At 72.2% G+C, this 16,468-nt stretch carries 13 protein-coding genes; 8 read left to right on the top strand and 5 right to left on the bottom strand.

Annotation, left to right across the window (positions count from 1 at the left end; genetic code table 11):
- Positions 1–1,588 (top strand): LuxR C-terminal-related transcriptional regulator (locus ACWEPL_RS62170; protein WP_452442307.1); only part of this gene is annotated, 1,588 nt, incomplete at its 5' end.
- Positions 1,589–1,591: 3 nt separating this feature from the next.
- Positions 1,592–2,479 (top strand): alpha/beta fold hydrolase, encoded by an 888-nt coding sequence (locus ACWEPL_RS62165; protein WP_452442306.1) that lies wholly within the window; start codon positions 1,592–1,594, stop codon positions 2,477–2,479.
- Here ACWEPL_RS62165 and ACWEPL_RS62160 read toward each other — a convergent pair.
- From ACWEPL_RS62160 to ACWEPL_RS62150, 3 genes are all read right to left on the bottom strand, one after another.
- The gene (locus tag ACWEPL_RS62160; protein ID WP_452442305.1) at positions 2,469–3,719 is read right to left on the bottom strand and encodes an aldehyde dehydrogenase family protein; all 1,251 of its coding nucleotides are present in this window, start codon (positions 3,717–3,719) and stop codon (positions 2,469–2,471) included. The two genes, ACWEPL_RS62165 and ACWEPL_RS62160, sit on opposite strands and share 11 nt — an antisense overlap.
- Positions 3,720–3,787: 68 nt before the next feature.
- Positions 3,788–5,827: a hypothetical protein gene (locus ACWEPL_RS62155; protein WP_363968287.1), complete on the bottom strand. Its 2,040-nt coding sequence runs from the start codon at positions 5,825–5,827 to the stop codon at positions 3,788–3,790.
- 3 nt (positions 5,828–5,830) lie between these two features.
- The gene (locus ACWEPL_RS62150; protein ID WP_452442304.1) at positions 5,831–8,929 is read right to left on the bottom strand and encodes a hypothetical protein; all 3,099 of its coding nucleotides are present in this window, start codon (positions 8,927–8,929) and stop codon (positions 5,831–5,833) included.
- A 199-nt stretch (positions 8,930–9,128) separates the two neighbouring features.
- On the opposite strand from ACWEPL_RS62150, the gene ACWEPL_RS62145 reads away from it, so the two are divergent.
- The gene (locus ACWEPL_RS62145; protein WP_452442303.1) at positions 9,129–9,947 is read left to right on the top strand and encodes a lipase family protein; all 819 of its coding nucleotides are present in this window, start codon (positions 9,129–9,131) and stop codon (positions 9,945–9,947) included.
- A gap of 10 nt (positions 9,948–9,957) precedes the next feature.
- Here the strand turns inward: ACWEPL_RS62145 and ACWEPL_RS62140 are convergent, their stop codons facing one another.
- Both ACWEPL_RS62140 and ACWEPL_RS62135 read right to left on the bottom strand, forming a co-directional pair.
- A complete protein-coding gene (locus tag ACWEPL_RS62140) occupies positions 9,958–10,596 on the bottom strand; it encodes a response regulator transcription factor (RefSeq protein ID WP_363968281.1) in 639 nt (212 codons plus the stop codon).
- Positions 10,593–11,651, bottom strand: coding sequence for a sensor histidine kinase (locus tag ACWEPL_RS62135; protein WP_452442302.1), 1,059 nt, complete (start codon positions 11,649–11,651; stop codon positions 10,593–10,595). Before ACWEPL_RS62135 ends, ACWEPL_RS62140 begins: the two co-directional genes overlap by 4 nt.
- Positions 11,652–11,867: 216 nt before the next feature.
- Between ACWEPL_RS62135 and ACWEPL_RS62130 the strand changes: the two genes are divergently transcribed.
- The 5 genes from ACWEPL_RS62130 to ACWEPL_RS62110 form a co-directional block, all read left to right on the top strand.
- Complete coding sequence (locus ACWEPL_RS62130) at positions 11,868–12,371, top strand: EF-hand domain-containing protein (protein ID WP_452442301.1); 504 nt, start codon at positions 11,868–11,870, stop codon at positions 12,369–12,371.
- A gap of 35 nt (positions 12,372–12,406) precedes the next feature.
- A complete protein-coding gene (locus ACWEPL_RS62125; RefSeq protein ID WP_452442300.1) occupies positions 12,407–13,840 on the top strand; it encodes a class I adenylate-forming enzyme family protein in 1,434 nt (477 codons plus the stop codon).
- A complete protein-coding gene (locus tag ACWEPL_RS62120) occupies positions 13,827–14,657 on the top strand; it encodes an SDR family NAD(P)-dependent oxidoreductase (RefSeq protein WP_363968274.1) in 831 nt (276 codons plus the stop codon). The genes ACWEPL_RS62125 and ACWEPL_RS62120 overlap by 14 nt, the downstream gene beginning before the upstream one ends.
- Positions 14,654–15,838: an FAD-dependent oxidoreductase gene (locus ACWEPL_RS62115; protein WP_452442299.1), complete on the top strand. Its 1,185-nt coding sequence runs from the start codon at positions 14,654–14,656 to the stop codon at positions 15,836–15,838. The genes ACWEPL_RS62120 and ACWEPL_RS62115 overlap by 4 nt, the downstream gene beginning before the upstream one ends.
- 24 nt (positions 15,839–15,862) lie before the next feature.
- Positions 15,863–16,468, top strand: a 606-nt coding sequence (locus ACWEPL_RS62110; protein WP_452442298.1) for a hypothetical protein, incomplete at its 3' end; no start/stop codon positions are given.

Genomic DNA, 16,468 nt, shown 5'->3' with positions numbered 1-16,468 from the left:
GTACGGCGACGCCGCCACCGCCCTGGCCAGGGCCGCCGAGCTGACCCCGGCGCCGCACACCCGGGCGGTCAGGCTCAAGGACGCCGCCATGGCCGCCTGGCTCGGTGGCCGTCCGGGGCAGGCGGAGTCCCTGCTGGCCGAGGCCCGCGACCACGCGGGCGGGGACCGCGCGCTGGAGATGGAGATCGCCCAGCTGCGGGGCAGGTTCGAGCTGAACTCCGGAAGCGCCGCCGAGGCGGTGCGGATCCTGGCCACGGGCGACAGCCTGGACATGCTGGCCGACGCCGCCGAGGCGGCCTCGTACGTGGGCGACACCGCCGCCATCGCCGAGATCGGCCGGCGGGCCGCGGCCTTCCCCGAGGGGTTCCTGCGCGACGTGCTGACCGGCATCGGCCTGATGCTCTCCGACGGCACCGGGCACGGGATGCTCAGGCGGGCGCTGGGCAGGACCGGGGAGCTGACGGAGGCGGCCGGGTTCCTGTGGGCGACGGCGGCGGCCAGTTACCTGGGCGAGGCCGATCTGGCGGCCGACCTGGCAGTCCGGGCGGGCCGGGTGGCCAGGGTGTCGGGGATGGTGGGGCAGCTGCCGGTGGTGCTGGAGTTCGTGGCCACCGGCGAGCGGATCGCCGGGCGGCTGGCGGAGAGCCAGGCCATCTCCGAGGAGGGGCTGGAGCTGGCCCGCGAGGCCGGGTACGCCAACACGGTGGCCGCGCACCTGGCCAACCTCGCGGTGCTGGCGGCGCTGCGTGGCGAGGAGGAGACGTGCCGTAGGCACGCCCAGGAGGCGCTGGCCATCGCGATCCCGCACCGGGTGGGCCTGCGCGCGGGCGTGGCCGCGTACGCGCTGGCCATGCTGGACCTGGGGACGGGCCGTTTCGCCGCGGCGCACGACCGGTTCACCGCGATCACGGCCGCGGGTCCGGGGGCCGGGCATCCGACGGTGGTGTGGCGCTCGGCGCCGGATCGCATCGAGGCGGCCGTGGGCGCGGGCGACCTGGAGGCGGCGCGGGCGGCGCTGGAGGCGTTCGAGCGCTGGTCGGCACAGGCGGCCACCGCGGAGTCGCGCGCCCTGCTGACCCGGTGCCGCGCCCTGGTCGGCGCCGGCCCGGAGAAGGAGTTGCCGGAAAAGGAGTTGCCGGAAAAGGAGCTGGAGGAGGCGCTGCGGCTGCACGCGAACCCGTACGAGGCGGCCAGGACCGCCCTGCTGCTGGGCGAGCGGCTGCGCCGCGCGCACCGGCCCGGCGAGGCGCGGCCGCATCTGCGGGCGGCGCTGGAGACGTTCCGGCGGGCGGGCGCGGAGCCGTGGGCGCGGCGCGCGCACGGCGAGCTGCGGGCGGCGGGCGAGAGCGCCGAGCCCGCCCGCGGCCCGGCGCTGGACGTGCTGACCCCGCAGGAGCTGCGCATCGCGGGCCTGGTCGCCGACGGCCTGTCCAGCAAGGAGATCGCCGCGCAGCTGTTCCTGAGCCCGCGCACGGTCGAGTACCACCTGTACAAGATCTATCCGAAGCTGGGCATCGGTACCCGTACGGATCTGGCGCGGCTGGTAGTTCTACAGATGGCGCCCGTGGCCGGAGGCGGCATGCTCTGAGTCATGCAAAACGTGGACATCTGGAGTGAAGAGTTCGGCGCCGCTGCTGACGAGCCGATTCTGCTGGTCATGGGTTCGATGTCGCAGGGGATCCTGTGGCCGGATGAGTTCGTTGGCCGGCTGACCGCCGGAGGCCGTCGGGTGATCCGGTACGACCACCGCGACACCGGCAGGTCGGCGACCGTGGACTTCGAGAAGGAGCCGTATACCTGGGGCGACATCAGGGACGATGTGCTGCGGGTGATGGACGCGCATGGTCTGGAGAGCGCGCATCTGGTGTGTCATTCGGCGGGTGGCCTGCTGGGGCAGTTGATCGCGGTGGAGCGGCCGGAGCGGGTGCGTTCGCTCACCGTCATCGGTTCCTCGCCGCTCGGCGGGGGTGAGGGCATGGTGATCATGCGCGCGTTGATGGGGCAGCCGCAGCCGAAGGGGAGTCTGCCGGAGCCGGCGCCGGAGTTCGTGGCGCACTACCAGGGGCTGATGGCGAGTCCGCCGCCGGCTGATCGGCGTGAGCGGATCGAGGCGATGATCGCTGAGCAGCGGGTGCTGCATGGCACGGGGTTGCCGTTCGACGAGGACGCCGCTCGCCGGCTGCAGGAGCGCATCTATGACCGGGCCCGGGATCTGGACGCGGTGGTGAATCATCGCCTGGCCGCGATGGCTCAGCCGGATTTCGAGCCGGTGGGCGTGCTGGATCAGGTGAAGGTGCCCACGTTGGTGATCGAGGGCACCCACGAGCCGGCCAAGCCGGGCCATGGCGCGATCATCGCCGAGGGGATCCCGGGAGCGCGGTTGATGATGGTCGAGGGTATGGGGCACACGCTGCCGCCGGAGGTGCACGAGGAGCTGGCGGCCGCCATCCTCGCGCACACCTCCGAAGTCAGGACGTGAGCCGCCCGCTCGGCACGACCACGTACTGCCGCAGGTACAGGTCCCGGAAGCTCACCGGGCCGCGCGGGCCGGGCACCCGGTCGATGTTGATGCCGGTCTCCGGCAGCCGCAGCAGCTTGAAGCCGTCGAGGAGCCGGGTGGTGGAGTTCCAGAACACCCCGGAGCCGGCGTAGGCGTCGATGAACTCCGCGGCGGCGGCCGGATCCTCGGTCGCGACGGCGGCCGCCAGCCCGGAGGTCTCCTCGTTGGCGATCCGGGCCGCGTGCAGCGGGCCGTCGGCGGCGTCGACGGTCACGGTGGCCGCGCGCTCCGGGTCGAGCGACCACTCGTACCCGCGCGGGTGGGCGTGCGGGGGCAGGGACGCGCCGATGCCCAGGCGGTCCAGGGCCTCGAGGACGCCGGGCAGCCGCTCGTCGTAGCAGGACCGGTCGATGAGCAGCAGGTTGAGCCGGTTGCACACGCCCAGCCGGTCGAGGCTGCCGGCGATGAGCCGGTGGACGGTGTCCTCGTCGGCGGCCGAGTGGATGTAGAGGACGCCGCCGCCGTCGGCGTGCGCGAGGGTGCGCACGCCGTGCCGGGCGGCCTCGCGGCCGAGGTCGCGGGTGCTGTCGCCGCTGCCGCGCAGGATGACCAGCGGGATGAGCTCGGGCAGCGACACCAGCGCGTACGCCGCCGAGCGGTCCTCGCTCGGCACCAGCTGGACGGCGTCCGGGTCGAGGCCGGCGTCGGCGAGGGCCGGCGCGATCACGTGCTCCACGATGGCCCGGGACGAGCGCAACGCGGCCGAGCCGGTGCGCAGGACGCCCGCGTTGCGTGATTTGAGGAACTGGGAGGCGATGTCGAGGGTGACGTTGGGACGCGCTTCGAAGTTCGCGCCGATCACGCCGACGGGCCGGCGGCGTTCCAGCAGGGTCAGGTGGTCCGGGCGTTCCTCGAGGACCTTGTCGCGGGGCTCGTGCGGCACGTCCGCCAGGGTGCGGAGTTCCGCCGCCATGCCGTCCAGCCGTGCGCCGGTGAGGCGCAGGCGGTCCTGGAGGGCGGGTGACATTCCGGCGGAGACGGCTGCGGCGAGATCCTCCTCGTTGGCGGAGACGAGGGTGCCTCGTGCGGTGCGCAGCCGCTCGGCCATGCCGCGTAGCGCGGTGTCGATGTCGGCGTCCGTCGCGCGTTCGAGAGCCGGGGAGCTCTGTCGGGCCCGGATCGCGCAGGTGCGCACCGCGTTGTCGGTGGAGCTGGTCAAGGGCGTCCTTTCGCCGGTGGGGCGCGGGGGCGAGGTGGAGTCGATCGTAGCATTGTTCAACAATCCCCTTATTGAACGCCTACGAGCACCGGCCATCCGCCCTGCCGGGTGAAGGTCGCGGCGGTGGGCATGCGGAGTTCGAGCCGTTCTCCCCGGGACCTGGCCAGGAGGCGGAAGTCGCCGAGGAGGCGATCGCCCACCGTCACGGAGCGGTCGACCCGCAACGACTCCAGCACCCACATGTGGGCGTCGAAGATCTGCTGGACGGTGAACTCCGCCTCCCGTCCGTTCGGGATCAGCTCGGTGAGCAGGCGGGTCTTGAGGGAGTGGACGTAGGCGATGGCGTTGCCGGGCATCTTGGCGGCGATCGCCGGGTTCTTGGGGATGACCATGGCCATGCCCTCGCCCTTTTCGTTGAACGCGGTCTGCACGCGCGGGTCGTTGCGCCAGAAGCGCTGTTCGAGGATGTGGTCCACCTCGTACAGGTCGCCCCGGCCGCGGTTGAGCTTGGCCAGGGTCCGGTAGTCCTCGACGCGTCCGGCGAGCCGGTCGTAGTGTGCGATGTCGGCGGCGCTGAGCCGGCGCAGCCGGCTGTCGGTCTGCTTGGCTCGTTTGAGTGTTTCGGCCCAGTCGGTGCCGAGTTCGCTCTCCAGTTCTTTGATGAAGCGGGACTTGCCCCGCTGGCTGAGCGCCCATGAGACCGGGTCGAGGCTCTGCGCGATTCCCCGGGACAGTTTCCTGTTGGTGAAGGCGTTGAAGCCGGCCGCCAGGCGGGGGTTGCGGAAGGTCTTGAAGTTGCCGGTCAGGAGCCGTTCCACGATGCGCCGGTCCAGCTCTCGCAGGTAGGCGTTGCCGACGAGGTCGTGGAAGCGCCTGAGCACCTGATCCATGGAGAGCTTGCCCGCCGCGAAGCGGGTGAGCGTCCGGGCGAGGTCGGTCGCGCCTTTGACGTCGATGCTCCCGACGGCCTCGAGGAACTCGCGTTCGGCGACGCGCCCGACTTCGCTGATCACGTCTTCTTCGAGCACCTTGGCGAGCTTGGTCGCTTTGAGCTCGGTTCGTACGGACTGCAGGACCGCGCGGGGCAGCGCCTTGGCGAAGGGCAGCGCCGACAGCACGCCGTAGGCGAGGATCTGCGTGCCGGTCACCTCGTTGCCCCAGAAGTCCTTGCCGGTCGCGAGCTGGAAGGCGATCTGCGACAGGTCGTACAGGACGTTGATGTACGGGACGAACTGGATGGCCAGCTCGAAGAGGAAGATGAGCCCCTGGTGTTCCGGGGCGAAGTGGACCTCGACCTCCTTGGGCTGGAAGGTGGTGTCGTCGAGCACGGTTCCCTGCGGCGGGAAGCGCGGGATGAACGAGTCGTCCAGCCGCAGGGTCTGCACATCGATGAACCCGGCCATGTCCGGCGAGGCCGCCGCGTGCACGATCACGTTGTGCGTGTGCACGACGCGTACGACGACGCGGTCGCCGAAGAGGTTGTCCTCGTCCTCGTGCGAATGGACGACGATGTCGTAGACGAAGGCCGCCGGCCTATCGGCCTGCCGGTTGTCGATGTCGATGGTGACCACGTAGCCGTTGAGCACGTTCCTGATGACCACGCCGAGCGGTTTCGTCGTCACGTTGACCGTGATCGCCTGGGCGAAGAAGTCGCCCCGGCGGCCGGCCTCGTCGTCGGCGAAGGGGCCGACCGTGAACGGCTGGGGGAGCAGCCGCCACAGTTCGATGACGGACTGGTCGGGCTGGGGGATCAGGTCGTCGTCCTGGGGGCGGACGATCTCGACCAGGGGAGAGCGCGGGCCGAGCACCCCCAGGAGGTCGGCGGCCGTGCCGCCCATGCGTCTGGTGGTCACGGTGACCTGCCGGGCGAGCGCGAGCCAGATGACGGGGAAGGTCCGTTCCCCGGCGGGCGGCAGGTATCGCCAGGTGAAGGGCTGGTGGCCGGTCTGGTTCCAGGGCGGCGCGGTGAGCGTGATCTCCAAGGTGGCGCCGCGGACCGGGTCGGCGATGTCGGCGTGGAAGGTCAGGACGCCGCGCCCCTTTCCCGGCTCGACGTACCCGGTGAGCAGGGGGCCGGCCAGGGTGGCCGGCACGACGGGATCTGCCATGTCCTAGACCTCGACCCACTCCCCGTCGGAGTCCTGCTCCCAGCGGGGCAGCTGGTCGTCCTGGCGCAGCTTCAGCAGCGAGGTCGGCACCCGCACCAGCCACGGGTCCCCCTGCGGGACCTCGGTGCCCGGCCGGTCGAGACGCTCGGCGATCTCGTCGGCGATGGGCAGGTACAGGGGGTTGGAGATGGTCGGCAGCGGGCCGCCGTTCCAGATCTCGCCGAAGGTGAGGAAGTGGTCGATGGCGCCCTCGAAGCCCGGTCGGGCCGGCACCGAGACCCGGCAGAACCCGGCGCGGAGGAAGTCGGCGAACGCCGGATCCGGGTCGTCGAACCCGAGCCGCTCCTCCCACTGGTCCTTGCGTCCCCAGAAGTAGGGGTAGGTCACGAACGTCATGTGCTCCCACTCGAAGGCCTGCTCGAAGAAGCGCACGTACGGGCCCTCACCGGCGGCCTCGAACACGTTGATCTCCGGGAGCCCGTTGGCGGGGGAGATCTCGATGGAGTCGAACAGGTCGTAGTGCTGGTCGGTCAGGATGCTGACGCAGTTCTTCTTCAGCTCCGTCTGCATGAGGGCCAGGTTGGCGGCCGGGTTGCGGCCCTGGATGTCCACGCCTGCCCGCAGCTGCAGCGCCGCCAGTTTCTCCTCGTAGTCGGCCACGGCCGCCTTGTGCGCCGTCTCCAGCTTGGCGTGGGTCTCCAGCCGCCACTTGTCCATGGCCCGGTCGGTGCGCTGGCACTTGACCTCGACGGCCACCGCGACCTGCGAGAGGTGGAAGGTGTCGATGCCCACGGCGACCGAGTCGCGTTCGTCGTCCAGCGCGGTGGTCCACAGCCAGTTGCCGTCGGGCATCCGGTGCGTACGCCGCCCGACCACGACGTCCACGGAGTTGTCGCTCTCCCAGATGTTGCGCACGACGCCCACGCTGGCGTACACGGCCCGGTAGCCCTCGTCGATGCTGATCTGGCCCGAGTGGTTGTAGTTGGTGTCGCTGTCGCCGCCGCCGGCCTTGAAGTCCAGCGACTTGGTCTTGAACAGCTCGGGCGGCGGCGCGACGTCGGTCGCGCCGGTCTGCTTGACCCAGTACTGGTAGTTGCTCTCGGTGATCTGGCCGGGGTTGAGCGGGAAGTCCGGCGGCTTGATCAGGTTGCGGGCGGCGGCGTTGGTCTGCTGCATGGCCGCGATGAGGAAGGCGGCGGGCTCGGGCACCATGAAGTCGAACATCGCCCGCAGCCCGTAGTTGAACATCTGGGCCTGGTAGACCTTGTTGACCCACTGGTAGACGCCCGAGACGTTCTGGGAACTGCGGGTGTTGTCCAGTTCGTGGGTGTTCTTCTCGATGGTCTCGGTCGTGGTGGTCAGCTGGGTACGGGTCAGCACCCTTTCGGCGATCTTGCGCGAGGTCCGTTCGGTGACGTCCTGCGAGAACGTGGCGGCCGACCGGGTGGCCTCCTGCTTGCTGCGCGCGATGGAGCCCTCGGCGCTGGCGGAGAACTCCACGACCGGGCCGTACCTGCCGGAGATGTTCAGCCCGGCCTTGAGCGCGACGTCCTCCTTGACCGTCTGCTCGGTCTCCCTGGTCATCTCGAAGCGGTCGGTGGTCTGCAGGTCCCGGTCCTCGCTGGTGTTGGTCTCCTGCTCGTTGATCGTGATCAGCTCGGTGGTGTCGCGGCGGCTGTGGTCGCGCACCTTGTGCTCGCCGCGCAGCACGTTCTCGATGTGCGCGACGTCGGCCGACTCGTAGCCCGTCAGCTGCTGCTTGATCACGAGCAGGTCGGCGATGCCGGCCGGGGCGACCTCGCCCTTGGTGTGCGGGACGCGGCCGTCCAGCGGGATCGGCGGCAGCGGGACGGTGCCGCCGGTCCCGAGCGTTCCCCAGCCGGTCGTGACGGGGGTCTGCACGGTGACGAGCGCCTCGCCGACGCGCAGGAACGACTGCCGCACCGGATGTCCGGCGACCGCCTCCAGCTGGTTGACCGTCGCCGCCAGGTCGGCTTCGAGGCGGTTGCTGAGCCGGTCGAGCGGCACCGCGGTCAGGTCGAGGCCGCGTTCGGTGAGCACCGTACGGGTGGCCTCGGACAGCTGCCCGCCGGCCGTCGGCAGGAGCACGAACCCGACCTCGGGCGTCGGGGTCGGCCGGAACTCCGTGCGGCCGCGCAGCACGGGAGCGGGCGTCTGCAGCAGGGACTGCGCCACCGGCGCGCTGACCACGTCGGAGGTCTCCGGCGTGTCCGTGCCCGTCTCCGCCTCGCCGATGATCGGGGTCGGGGCCACCCGCTCGCGCAGGTTGCCGTGGAAGGCGCTCAGCGCGGTGGCCACGTTCGTCAGCCGTACCTGGTCCGGCGGCTGCACGAGGGCGCTGGTCGTCTGGGACGTGACGTGGAAGTGCTCGGCGTTCAGCTGGGCCAGCTCGCCCAGCGCCGTCCGCAGGTCCGCGTGCCGGGCCAGCAGATCGTCGACCTCCTGGCGGCGCGCGGCCACCGCCTCCTCTCGCCGGCCCCGTACCGCCTCCTCGGCCTCGCGGGTCGACAGCCTGGAGGTCAGGCCGAGGTCGAACGGCAGGCGGAGCGAGCGCCGCCGCCAGCGGCGCAGCTCCTGCAGGTCCTTGGGGAACTTGTCGTCGTCGGCGTGGCGCACGATGACCTCGGCCGTACGAAGCTGGCGGGCGAGCTGCTCGATGGGCCGCGCGTGCTCCTCCTGCAGCACCTTGATCGCCACGAGGCTGTCCTTGAGCCTCCTGACGGCGTTCCGGAAGTCCTCCAGGCCGGTCACCTGGTTCGGGCTCATCCCGAACACGTCGTCGATGGCCTGCCGCACCATCTCCGGTGAGGCGGACACGTCGACGTCCTCCATCTCGTCGAGGCGTCCGGCGAGCTGGTCGAGCTCGGCGCCCAGCGGGGTGTCCGCCGGGCCGCCGATGAACTCCGGCCCCGCCACGTACGCGGTGGCGGCCGCTTCGACGGCGGTACGCCGCTGGGCCGCCCCGACGGCCTCGCGCAGCGCCTCCTGGAACGGCGTGTCCTGGCCCAGCGGGATGCTGGGAGTCTCCGGGTCCTGGGCCACGGCCGGCCGGGTGAGCATCAATCGGAAGAGATTTTCCATGGGCTTGTTTCCTCCGCCCCCGTGTTTCGAGGCGCCGCGTCCGTGCGGCGTCTCGCCTGTGCTGACTGAGGCGTTCCATGCCGTTCCGGCCGGGGACAGGACGGGTGCGCCGGATCGGGCGTGGCACCGCAAACCCGTCCGACACCGCGTGGTAGATGTGAGCTGACACCACTCCCCCCACCAGCGGCGAGGGGGACACATGACCATGATCAGCTTCGATCACAGGGCCACCGGCTACAGCCTGACGCAGGCGCGCTGCCTGGCCTACGCCGCCGAGCTGGCCTACAAGGACGAGGAGCGGGTCAGGGCCACGGCGAACGACTGGGGTTTCGACCGGGTGACCTCTTTCCGCGTGCCGCACACCCCGCCGTTCCCGCTGGTGGACACGCAGGCCTACATCGCGGCCAACGGCCGCATGATGGTCGTGGCGTTCCGCGGCACCCAGCCCGAGGAGCTGCGTGACTGGCTGTCGGACGCCGGCACGCTGCTGACGCCGTACGCCGCCGGGACCGGCATGATCCACTCCGGCTTCTACCGGGCCCTGGACGTCGTGCATCCGGCGATGTTGGACACCCTGGAGAACTGGCGCGCCGACGGGCAGTCGCTCTGGTTCACCGGGCACAGCCTGGGCGGCGCCCTGGCCATGCTGGCGGCGGCGCGCACCTACTTCGAGGACCCGAGCCTGCTCGCCGACGGCGTCTACACCTTCGGCCAGCCCCGCACCTGCTGCCCGCTGCTGGCCGCCGCCTATGACAAGGCGTTCCGGGGCCGGATGTTCCGCTTCGTCAACAACAACGACGTCGTCGCCCAGCTCCCGCCCCCGCCGCTGTTCCAGCACGTGGCCGAGGAACGCTACTTCGACGCCAAGGGCAAGCTGCGGGAGAAGACGCCCCTGGCGGCGGGCCTGGCCGACCGGCTGAAGGGCCGCACCGCCGACCTGCTGGCGCCCGGCGGCGACGGCGTCCGCGACCACTTCATCAACGCCTACCTGGCGAACTTCGACGCCAACCTACGCTGAGCCCCGAGCCTCAGCCAGGGAGCTGCGCATCGCGTAGCAGCAGGGCCGCCTGCACCCGGTTGGCGCAGTTCAGTTTGGCGAGGATGCGGCTGACGTAGGTCTTCACGCTGGCCTCGGTCATGTGGACGTGCCGGGCGACCTCGGCGTTGGACAGGCCCTGCGCCACCAGGGCGAGGACGTCGGCCTCGCGCGCCGTGAGCGCGGCCAGCCGGCCGGCGGCGTCGCGTTCGCGCTGGCCGGGGCCCGGCGCCGCCATGTCGAGCACCTGGCGCGCCACGGCCGGCGACAGGTACGCATGCCCGGCATGAGCGGCGCGGACCGCCCGGATCAGCTCGTCCGGGGTGCACGTCTTCAGGACGAAGCCGGCCACGCCCTGCCGTACCGCCCGCCGTACGTTGGCCTCGTCGCCGAAGGCGGTGAGGAGCACCACGCGCGGCCCCGTCAGCTCGGCCGCCGCGGCCAGGCCGTCCAGCACCGGCATCGCGATGTCCAGGAGCGCGACGTCGACGCGGTGCCGGTGGGCGGCCCGCACCGCCTCGCGTCCGTCTCCCGCGACGGCTACCACCTCGATGTCCCCGGCCGATTCCAGGACGGTACGGATCCCGGCGGTGATGAGGGGCTCGTCGTCGGCGATCAGCGTCCTGATCACGCGGCGGCCCCCGCGAGGGCCGGCACCAGCGGGAGCATCGCCACGAGCCGGAACTCGCGCGGCTCCGCGTGGACGCGCAGCAGGCCCCCGGCCGCGGTGACGCGTTCGGTCAGCCCGCGCAGGCCGCTCCCGCCGCCGCCGTCAGCGGGCCGACGATGGGGCACCGGGTTCGCCACCGAGATCAGGAGGGCGTCGGGCTGCCAGTCGAGCGACACGGTGATCGGCATGCCGGACGCGTGCTTGACCGCGTTGGTCAGCCCTTCCTGGACGACCCGGTAGGCGGCGTGGGCGGCCCTCGGGTCGATGAGCGGGACGGCCTCGCCGGACGTCTCGAACGCCACCGACGTGCCCGCCGCCCGGGACCGTGCGACGAGGCCCTCGATCTCCTCCAGGCCGAGGACGTCATGGCCGCGCAGCGCGTTGACCACCTCGTGCAGCTCGGCCGCGGCGGCGCGTGCGGTGTCGGCCAGGCCGCGCACCGCCCGCCGCTGCTCCGTGGGCAACTGGCCCACCTCCAGCGCGGCGGCCTGCACGGAGACCAGGCTGAGCAGGTGACCGAGCGAGTCGTGCATGTCGTGGGCGATGCGCAGCCGTTCGCGGAGCCGTTCCTGCTCGGCGACGAGGGCCTTCTCCCGGCGCAGGTGCTCGCGCTCCTGGGCCATGTACCGGCCGGCCAGCAGCGGCAGCGCGGTCAGCAGGGCGACGCGGGCCAGGGTGATCCACGGATCCTGGTCGCCGGGGGAGCGCTCCTCGACCAACAGGAGCACGCACACGTACGCGGTGAAGGCGCCGGCCGTCACGACGACGTCCCGGCGGGTGGAGATGCGCTGCCCGGCCTGGAAACCGGTGCAGGCGAGCAGGGCCAGCGACGCGCCCGTGAGCACCGCCAGCGCCAGCGCCGCGAGGAAGGACGCGAACGGCAGGCGGTCCGCCGCCGCCATGGTGAGCACGTACGCCGCGGCGTACGCGGCCAGCGGCAGCCCCTGCGTCCCGTCCAGCCACAACAGCGCCGTGTCCGCGGCCACGACCGCGGCGACAAGCGCATACCTCGACATGAGTCCTCACCTTACTCATCGCCGCCGTCGTCAACTTCGCCGCCAACCTCGATCCGCTACACAGGGTTGTCTGATCGTGGCTTAGGGTAGTTGCAGGGTTGTCGACCCCCAGTCGACGGTCCCCATCCCTCACCTGTCGCGGCGCCACGTCGGGGCAGACCGGCAGACCAGTCGATCACGTGATCACCGGGATCACGAACCGAAGGGAGAACCCCCATGTCCCTTTCCGCCACGGACCGCCTGCGGATGCGCTTCGACCTCCTCGACGTCAACGGCAGCGCCACGCTGACGTCCGCCGACTTCGAGCTCTTCGCCTCGCGCGTCTGCCGCGTGCTGGGCGTGCCCGCCGGCTCCCCCAAGGCCGAGTCGCTTTCCGAAGGGTGCCGGCTCTTCTGGGAAGGGCTGGCCGAAGCCGCCGACCGCAACCAGGACGGGCAGGTGACCTTCGAGGAATATCGCGCATTCTCCCACGCCGACTCCTGGTTCGACGAGCACGGCGAGGCGTACGCGGCGGCGGTGTCCACCGTCTGCGACCTGGACGACGACGGCCTCATCGAGCGCGACCACTTCCTCGGCCTCCACAGCGCCGGCGGATTCCCGCTGACGTACTCGACGAAGCTCTTCGACGACCTGGACGGCGGCGGGACCGGCCAGGTGAGTACGGGCAGTTTCGCCGAGTTCCTGCGGAAGTTCTACACCAGCGCCGACGACCTGATCTGACGAGCTGATCCCGGTAGAGACAGGACCGCGCTCTCATGCTGGTGTGCAGCGATCGTACGGTGAGCCGTGCCGAGTTGACCGCGCTGGCGGACGGACGGGCGGCCAGGCTCGCGGCCTGCGGGATCGGACGAGGCGATCTCGTCGGGCTGTGCCTGCCCAACGGCTGCGAGTGGGTGGTGACGTACCTGGCGCTGGCCCGGCTCCAGGCGTGCTGCGTGCCGCTCAACGCGGCGTCGGCCGTCGCGGAGATCACCCATGTGGTCCGCGACTGCGGGATGCGCGCGCTGTTCGTGTCCGCCGACCGGGCCGAGGCGCTGGCGGATACGTACGCGGACCAGGTGCTGCTCTGCCCGGACGGCGCGATCCCCCGGGACTGGATGGCACCGGAGCGCGGGCCCAGGCATGCGGCGCCGGCCGGTGCCGCATGCCTGGCCTACACCTCGGGGACGACGGGGTCGCCCAAGGGGGTGATCCAGACGCGGCGGGCGGTTCGCGCGGGTGGCGACAACCTGGCGGCACGCCTGCGCCTCGGGCCGCGGGATCGGGTGGTGACGGCGCTGCCGCTGGCGCACACCTATGGGACGAACGTCATGAACGCGGCGCTGGGCAGCGGCGCGGGCCTGATCCTGCTGGAGCGCTTCGACGTGGAGACGATGCTGGAGCGGTCGGCCCGGCACGCGGCGACGGTGGTGGCGGGCGTGCCGACGATGTACCGGCGGCTGCTGTCCGAGCCGGCGGGACGGATGCCCCGCTCGCTGCGGTGCGGCCTTTCGGCCGGCCAGTGCGCGGGGGAGGAGCTGGCCATGGCCTGGGAGGACCGCACCGGCGCCCCGTACGTGGAGGGATGGGGGATGACGGAGCTGGGTGGCATGGCCACGCTGGCCGCGCCGGAGCTGGCCGGCCGCCACGGCACGGCCGGAACGGCGCTGCCCGGCGTCCGGCTGCGGGTGGAGGCGGGCGGGCACGTGGCGCCGCCCGGCGTGCAGGGCGAACTCCAGGTGCACGGCCCGATCGTCACCCCCGGCTACTGGAATGCGCCCCGGCAGACCGCCGCGGCGATCGGCGTGGACGGGTGGCTGCGGACCGGCGACGTCGGCGTCATCGCCGCCGACGGGCGCGTCCGGATCGTCGACCGGATCAAGGACGTCGTCCTGTGCGGCGGCTACTCGGTGTTCCCCGCCGAGCTGGAACGTGCCATCCGCGGGCATCCGGCGGTTCGTGACGTCGCGGTCGCCGGGGTGCCCGATCCGGTCCTGGGCGAGATCCCGTGCGCGTGGGTGGTGGCGGAGCACGGGGCCGCCCCCGCCTCCGAAGAGATCATCCGGCACTGCCGGGCACTGCTGGCCGCCCACAAGCTGCCGCGCCGGGTGGTCCTCGTCCCCGGCCTGCCGCTCACCGCTAACGGCAAGGTCGACAAGCGTGCCCTGACCTTGACGACCTCCGGAGGACATCCGCATGTCGCTGAATGACCGGCTCCGGCTGCACGGCCGTGCCGCGCTCGTCACCGGGGCCTCGCGGGGCATCGGCGCGGCCGTCGCCCGGATGTTCGCCGCCGCGGGCGCGGACGTGGCCGTGCTGGGGCGTTCTCGCCAGGACCTTGACGAGGTCGCCGCGACCGTACGGTCACACGGCCGCCGGGCCGTGGTGGCCGAGTGCGACGTCACCGACGCGGCCCAGATCGAGACCTCGTGCGCCGCCGTCGAGGAACGGCTCGGCACGGTGGACATCCTGGTGAACAACGCGGGCGGGCCCGTCTTCCAGGCGTCGGTGCTGGACGTCCGCGACGACGGCTGGGAGCGGGTGCACAACCTCAATCTCACCAGCGCCTTCCGTTTCGTCCGGCGGCTGGCGCCGGCGATGGCCGAACGGGGCCAGGGGGTCATCGTCAACATCGGGTCGATCGCGGTGGCCCGGCCCTGGCCCGAGATCGCCGCCTACGGAGCGGCCAAGGCCGGCCTGCGGCACCTCACCCAGGCCCTCGCGGGCGAGCTCGGGCCCCAGGGGGTGCGGGTGAACGCGGTCAGCCCGGCGTGGATCGACACCGCGGTCAACCGCGCCTACGTCGCCGACCCCGCGCTGTCGGAGTCGGCCCTGGACCTGGTGCCGCTGGGCCGCTGGGCGAGCCCGGACGAGGTCGCGACCGTGGTGACGTGGCTGGCCTCGCCGGCGGCCTCCTTCGTCACCGGGGCCGACATACCCGTCGACGGAGGCTTCGCGGTGGCCATGCCCGCACGCGCGCGGGCCGCGCTGAGCAGGGTACGTCCGCCCGAGGGGGCCAAATCGTGATCGACGGACCGCTCATCGTGGGCGCGGGCCCGGTGGGGCTGTCGGCCGCCCTGCTGGCGCGCGCCCGGGGACTGCCCGCCCACGTGCTGGAACGGCTGCCCGAAACCGCGCCCAAGCCCGGCAGCCGGGCGATCTTCCTGCACCGGCAGACGATCCAGACCCTCGCGACGGCCTCGCCCGTCCTCGCCGACCACTTGGTGAGGGAGGGCCTGGTGTGGCCGGGACGCCGGACGTACTGGGCCGGGCGAAGGGTCCATCATCGCCGCTACGAACCGGTGCATCCCAGGCTCGCGCCGTTCGTCAGCCTCCCGCAGCCCAGAGTGGAAGAGCTGCTCCGCGAGGCGGCCGTGCGGGCCGGCGTCAGCTTCTCCTGGGGCGCGCCGGCCGACGACGTGACCCTCCTGGACACCTCCGTCCTGATCCGCGCGGCCGACGGCAGGCAGTGGCACTCCGCGTTCGTCGTCGCGGCGGACGGGGCCGGATCGATCGTGCGGCGCCGGCTGGGCATCCTGATGGACGGCGACGCCGGCGGCAACGCGTTCGTCGTCGCGGACATCGCCGACGATCCCGACCGGCCGCTGCCCGGCGAGCGGATCTTCCACTACCGCCATCCGCGGGCCGCGGGCCGCAACGTGCTCATCATCCCCTTCACCGGCGGCCACCGCGTGGACCTGCAGTGCCGCGCCCGTGACGATCCCGCGGCGCTCGCCGCCGACCCCTGCGCCTGGCTCCGGCCCCTGCTGCCGTCCGGCCACGCCTGCGAGGTCACCTGGTCCTCCCACTACCTGTTCCGCCAGGCGGTCGCGGAGACCTTCACCAAGGGCCGGGTCCTGCTGGCCGGGGAGGCCGCGCACCTTTACGCGCCCTTCGGCGCGCGCGGGCTCAACTCCGGCATCGCCGACGCGGCCGCCGCCGTCGACGCGATCGTCGAAGCCGGCATCGGTCCTGAGGCCGCCCTCGGCGCACTCGCCGAGTACGACCGGGTGAGGCGGGCCGCCGCCCAGCGCAACCGCGCGGCCGCGGGCAAGGCGCTGGCCCACCTGACCGCCGCCGGCCCGCACCGCCAGGCCGCGCAGCGGGCCGCCGCCCTCGCCGCCCGGGTGCTGCCCCGCGCCGGGACCTGGCTCGACAGCAAACCTTTCGGACCGCGCGACGCCGGGATCCCCGGCAGCCTCTACTGAACGTTCGTCCCTGCGAGGTTCCCCATGATGCCCCGAACGATCACGCCGCAGTCCGTCAGCGTCGAGATCTTCACCGACCCCCGGACCCAGGCCCTCCTCTCCCACACCGGCAGCACCACCTGCCAGCTCGAACGCCTCCTGGACGAGCGCGTGGACGTCCACACCGTGGAGGTGTCCCGCGCGGCCGTGGACCGGACCTGCCCCGAGGCCGCCGCGCCGCTCGGCCTGCCCGCCGCGGCTCCCGTCCTGGTCCGCCGCACCACGCTCGCCGTCGCGCGCCACCAGGTCTCCCGCAACCTCGTCCTGGCCCCGCTCGGCCGGCTGCCCTGGGCCGAGCACCTGCTGCGCTCGTGCGCCGTTCCGCTGGGACGGCATCTGCCCGAGCCGCATGAGCGCCATCCGCTGGGACTCGGACTGGACTCGTGGGGCCCCGGACGCGCCGCCGTCTCCAGGTGGTACCTCATCATCGACCCCGACAGCGCTCAGCCGGCGCTCTTCATCCGGGAAACCTTCAATCCCGACCTTTTCGACCCCGCGACGACCGGCCCGCCGTCGTCGACGTCTTGCCTGGACCACTCGGCCAGTCACCGCGCGACGTCCTTCCGACCTGCAGTCCAGTACTCGCGGAGC

Source organism: Nonomuraea sp. NPDC004186 (assembly GCF_053603495.1).
Note: the sequence above shows the minus strand (reverse complement) of the source record. Positions and strands in the feature narration are given on the sequence as shown.

What these genes read in the sequence shown, in the direction of transcription:
- ACWEPL_RS62165 (WP_452442306.1), top strand. Translation starts at nt 1,592, where the DNA reads ATGCAAAACGTGGACATCTGGAGTGAAGAGTTCGGCGCCGCTGCTGAC.
- ACWEPL_RS62155 (WP_363968287.1), bottom strand. Translation starts at nt 5,827, where the DNA reads ATGGCAGATCCCGTCGTGCCGGCCACCCTGGCCGGCCCCCTGCTCACC.
- ACWEPL_RS62150 (WP_452442304.1), bottom strand. Translation starts at nt 8,929, where the DNA reads ATGGAAAATCTCTTCCGATTGATGCTCACCCGGCCGGCCGTGGCCCAG.
- ACWEPL_RS62145 (WP_452442303.1), top strand. Translation starts at nt 9,129, where the DNA reads ATGACCATGATCAGCTTCGATCACAGGGCCACCGGCTACAGCCTGACG.
- ACWEPL_RS62135 (WP_452442302.1), bottom strand. Translation starts at nt 11,651, where the DNA reads ATGTCGAGGTATGCGCTTGTCGCCGCGGTCGTGGCCGCGGACACGGCG.
- ACWEPL_RS62130 (WP_452442301.1), top strand. Translation starts at nt 11,868, where the DNA reads ATGTCCCTTTCCGCCACGGACCGCCTGCGGATGCGCTTCGACCTCCTC.
- ACWEPL_RS62125 (WP_452442300.1), top strand. Translation starts at nt 12,407, where the DNA reads ATGCTGGTGTGCAGCGATCGTACGGTGAGCCGTGCCGAGTTGACCGCG.
- ACWEPL_RS62120 (WP_363968274.1), top strand. Translation starts at nt 13,827, where the DNA reads ATGTCGCTGAATGACCGGCTCCGGCTGCACGGCCGTGCCGCGCTCGTC.